The organism is Streptomyces sp. NPDC004658, from assembly GCF_040609555.1.
Lineage (GTDB): Bacteria > Actinomycetota > Actinomycetes > Streptomycetales > Streptomycetaceae > Streptomyces.
Window position 1 is genome coordinate 1 of the sequence record NZ_JBEXKG010000321.1, and the last position, 3,771, is coordinate 3,771.

A 3,771-nucleotide genomic window follows, 5' to 3' on the forward strand; every position below is an offset into this window, starting at 1 on the left:
GTCGGCGTCGGTTCCCTGCTCGTCGGCGACGCCGCCGACGGCGGCAGCCTCGACGCGCTCAGGGGCCGCGCCCGCGCCTTCCGCGCCGTCGTACGCGAGATGGCGCCATGACCGCCGAACTGCGCCCCACCCGCCCCGACCGCCTCGAACTCGGTGAGGGCATCCGCTGGACCGGCACCGGGATCGTCCTCGTGGACCTCCTCGCCGGTCGCCTCCTCGCGGCCCCCGGCGATCCCACCGCCCCGCTGCGGACCGTCGCGCGCCTCCCCGTTCCGCTGGGGGCCGTCGCCCCGGTGGCCGGTCGCCCGGACACCTGGATCGCCGCCGCGGGTACCGGCATCTGCCTCCTGCACCCCGACGGCACCAGCGACTGGCCGGCCCGCCCGGAGGACGGCGCCGCACCGCCGAGGCGCATGAACGACGCCGTGGCCGACCCCTCCGGCCGGTTCTGGGCCGGCAGCATGGGCTACGACGCCGACGAGGCCGCCGGGGCCCTCTACCGCGTCGACCGCGACGGCACGGTCGAGCGTGTCCTGGACGGCGTCACGGTGCCCGACGGCCCCGTGTTCACCCCGGACGGCCGCTCGATGTACCTGGCCGACAGCGGCTGGGGCGTCGTCCGCCGTTATCCGGTCGCCCCCGCGACCGCCCGGCTCGGCGCCCCCGAGGTCTTCGTCACCGTGGACGACGGCAGCCCCGACGGGATGGCGGTCGACGCGGAGTGCGCCGTGTGGATCGCCGTCCGGGGCAGCGCAAAGGTACGCCGTCACCTTCCCGACGGCACGCCGGACCGCACCCTGCGCCTGCCCGCGAGGCGGCCGGCGGGCGTGTGCCTGGAAGGCGGCGTCCTGCACGTCACCACCGCTCGGCTGGGCCTGCACCACCCCGGGCCGTACGACGGCGCCGTGTTCGGCGTCCGGGTCGAGGTGCCGGGCAGCCCGGCCGCCCCCTACCGGCCGACCGCCTCCGTCGTCCCCACGCCGTCGGCGGTGGCCCCGGACGAAGCGACCGGGAGGGGGACCGCGTGACAGGGATGGGGACGGACACCCCGGCGAGGCGGCCGTAGCGCCCGGCCGCCGAACCCGTGGTGTGCGTCGGCGAGACGATGGCGGCCTTGGTACCCGATCCGCCGCGACCACTGGAGCGGGCGGGGCGGTTGAGCCTGTCGGTCGCGGGCGCGGAGTCGAACGCGGCCATGTACCTGGCCGGCCACGGCATCCCGGTCGCCTGGCTGTCGGCGCTCGGGGACGACCCGTTGGGCCGGCGGGTCCGCGCCACGGTGTCCGCCGCGGGAGTGGACGTCACGCACGTACGCACCGACACCCGGCGCCCCACGGGTCTGCTGGTGAAGAGCCCGGACCCGTCCACCGGTACGCGCGTGCACTACTACCGGACCGGTTCGGCTGCGTCCGCGCTCGGCCCGGACCTGCTGGACGAAGAACCCGTGCGTTCGGCGTCCCTGCTGCACTTCACCGGCATCACCCCGGCCCTGTCACCCTCCTGCCGGGACCTGGTCACCAAGACCCTGGCCACTCCGGCGGACGCGCGCACCCACGCGGTCGGCTTCGACGTCGACCACCGCCCCGCCCTGTGGCCCGACGGCTCCGCGGCCACCGTGCTGCGCCGGCTGGCCGACCGGGCGGACATCGTCTTCGTCGGCCTCGACGAGGCGCAGGGCCTGTGGGGCGAGGACCTGACCGTCACCGGCGTACGGCACCTGCTGCCGCACCCCCGCATCCTGGTCGTCAAGGACGGCGCCCGCGCCGCCACCGCCGTCACCGGCCACGGTGTGTACACCGTGCCGGCGCCACGGACGACCGTGGTCGAACCCGTGGGCGCCGGCGACGCCTTCGCCGCGGGCTTCCTCGCGGGCCTGCTGCGAGGCCTCACGACGACGCAGGCGCTCGGACTGGGACACATCACGGCGGTGTCGGCGCTGAGGGTGACAGGGGACCACGGCCCCCTGCCCGCCCCGTCCCGCATCGAACGACTCCTCGGCCTGCCGGACCCGGAGTGGGAGGCACTCGGTCCGGTGCGGGAGCCGGCGCCGCGGGCGTGACGCCTAGGTCCGGTGCCGGCGAGCCGACCGCCCGGCGTGCGGGTGTCGACGGCCGCTTCCGCTCACACCCCCGCGAATCGGGGTATAGAGCTTGGACGGCGACAAACCAGTACCTATGGTCGCCGCCTGTTCCGGGAGGCACGATGAGCCAGCAGCCAGTCCTTCTCCCCTACGCCGACCCGGCCTTCGTGGCGGATCCCTTCCCTCTCTACCGACGACTTCGCGAAGACGGCCCCGTCCGCCGCGCGATCATCGCCGGCGGCCTCGACGCCTGGCTGGTCACCCGCCACGAGGACGCACTCGCCGCCCTGTCCGACCCGCGACTGAGCAGCGATGTCCGTGACGCCTCGGATCCCCGCCTCGTCGAACAGCTCCCCGAGTTCGAGCGGGAGTCGATGATGAGCACCATGCTGCGCTGCGACCCGCCCGACCACACCCGGCTGCGCCGCCTGGTGTCGAAGGCGTTCACGGCGCGCCGGGTCGCCGGGCTGCGGCCCCGGATCCAGGAGATCACCGACCGGCTCCTCGACGCGGTCGTCCCCACCGGCCGCGCCGACCTCGTGGCGGATGTCGCGCTGCCCCTGCCGGTCACCGTCATCAGTGAGCTGCTCGGGGTGCCGGTGGACGACCGGTACGACTTCCAGCGGTGGACCGACGCCATGCTCGTGCGAGGGGAGGAGATGCCCGACCCGGTCGTCGTCGACGAGGCGTGGCGCCAGATGCGCGCCTACGTCACCAAGCACCTGGAAGCCAAGCGGGCCCGGCCGGGGGACGATCTTCTCAGCGCGCTCATCGACGCCCACGACCAGGACCAGCGACTGAGCCGGGACGAGTTGATCGCCATGAGCTTCCTGCTGCTGGTGGCCGGATACATCACGACGGTCAACCTCATCGCCGGCGGTGTCGCCGCGCTGCTCACCCACCCGGACCAGCTGGCCCTCCTGCGGGATCGTCCGGAACTGCTGCCCGACGCGATCGAGGAGTTCCTGCGCTACGACGGCCCGGTCAGCCCGGGCATCGCCCGTTTCGCACGGGAGGACGTCGAGATCGCCGGCGTGACCGTCCCGCGCGGCGCGACCGTGCTCGTCGCGTCCGCGATCGCCGACCGCGACCCGGCACGGTTCCCGGAGCCCGACCGGCTGGACATCACCCGGAGGGACAACGGCCACCTGGCCTTCGGGCACGGCATCCACTACTGCCTGGGCGCGCCGCTGGCCCGACTGGAGGGCGAGATCGCCGTCGGCACGGTCCTGCGCCGCCTGCCGGACCTGGCCCTGGCCGTGCCGCCGACGGAGCTGACCTGGCGCCCCGGCGGCCTGCGCGGCCCGGCGCGGCTGCCCGTCACGTTCACGCCCGGCGGCGCGGGCTGAACACCGCCCACTGCCGCTCGGCGAGATTTGGCCCCCGCTGGTCCGCCGCCCCGGGAGTGGCGGACCAGCGCCTGTGAAGGCGCCGTCGCGGGGTAAACGGAACCTACGCTTCTAGCGGTTCGGGACGGAAGAGCTGGGGATGTGGTCCGCCTCACACTGGGCGGGTGGGTCCAACGCTTACCCGCTGACCTGCGGAAACGTACACGATCACGGCACGGCGACGCCGAGGAGCACCGTTCGGCCCGACTGCGCGCCGCCCCGCGGAGGGCCGCCCTCAGCGTCCGTACGCGTCCCCCCGGCGAACGGGGCCGACGTCGGCGTGGCGGCCGGGGCGGACGGCGG

Annotated in this window: 3 protein-coding genes and 1 pseudogene; all 4 read left to right on the top strand. The window is 74.9% G+C overall.

Annotation, left to right across the window (positions count from 1 at the left end; genetic code table 11):
* Window positions 1–111 (top strand): annotated as a pseudogene (locus ABZV94_RS40675) (aldolase); the annotation flags it as partial.
* Entirely contained in the window at window positions 108–1,028 is a 921-nt protein-coding gene (locus ABZV94_RS40680) for an SMP-30/gluconolactonase/LRE family protein (protein ID WP_356350006.1), read from the top strand. The pseudogene ABZV94_RS40675 and the gene ABZV94_RS40680, both read left to right, overlap by 4 nt.
* A gap of 56 nt (window positions 1,029–1,084) precedes the next feature.
* On the top strand, window positions 1,085–2,059 hold the full coding sequence (locus tag ABZV94_RS40685; protein WP_356350008.1) for a sugar kinase: 975 nt from the start codon (window positions 1,085–1,087) through the stop codon (window positions 2,057–2,059).
* Between the two features lie 143 nt (window positions 2,060–2,202).
* The gene (locus ABZV94_RS40690) at window positions 2,203–3,429 is read left to right on the top strand and encodes a cytochrome P450 (protein WP_356350010.1); all 1,227 of its coding nucleotides are present in this window, start codon (window positions 2,203–2,205) and stop codon (window positions 3,427–3,429) included.
* Window positions 3,430–3,771: the final 342 nt, after the last annotated feature.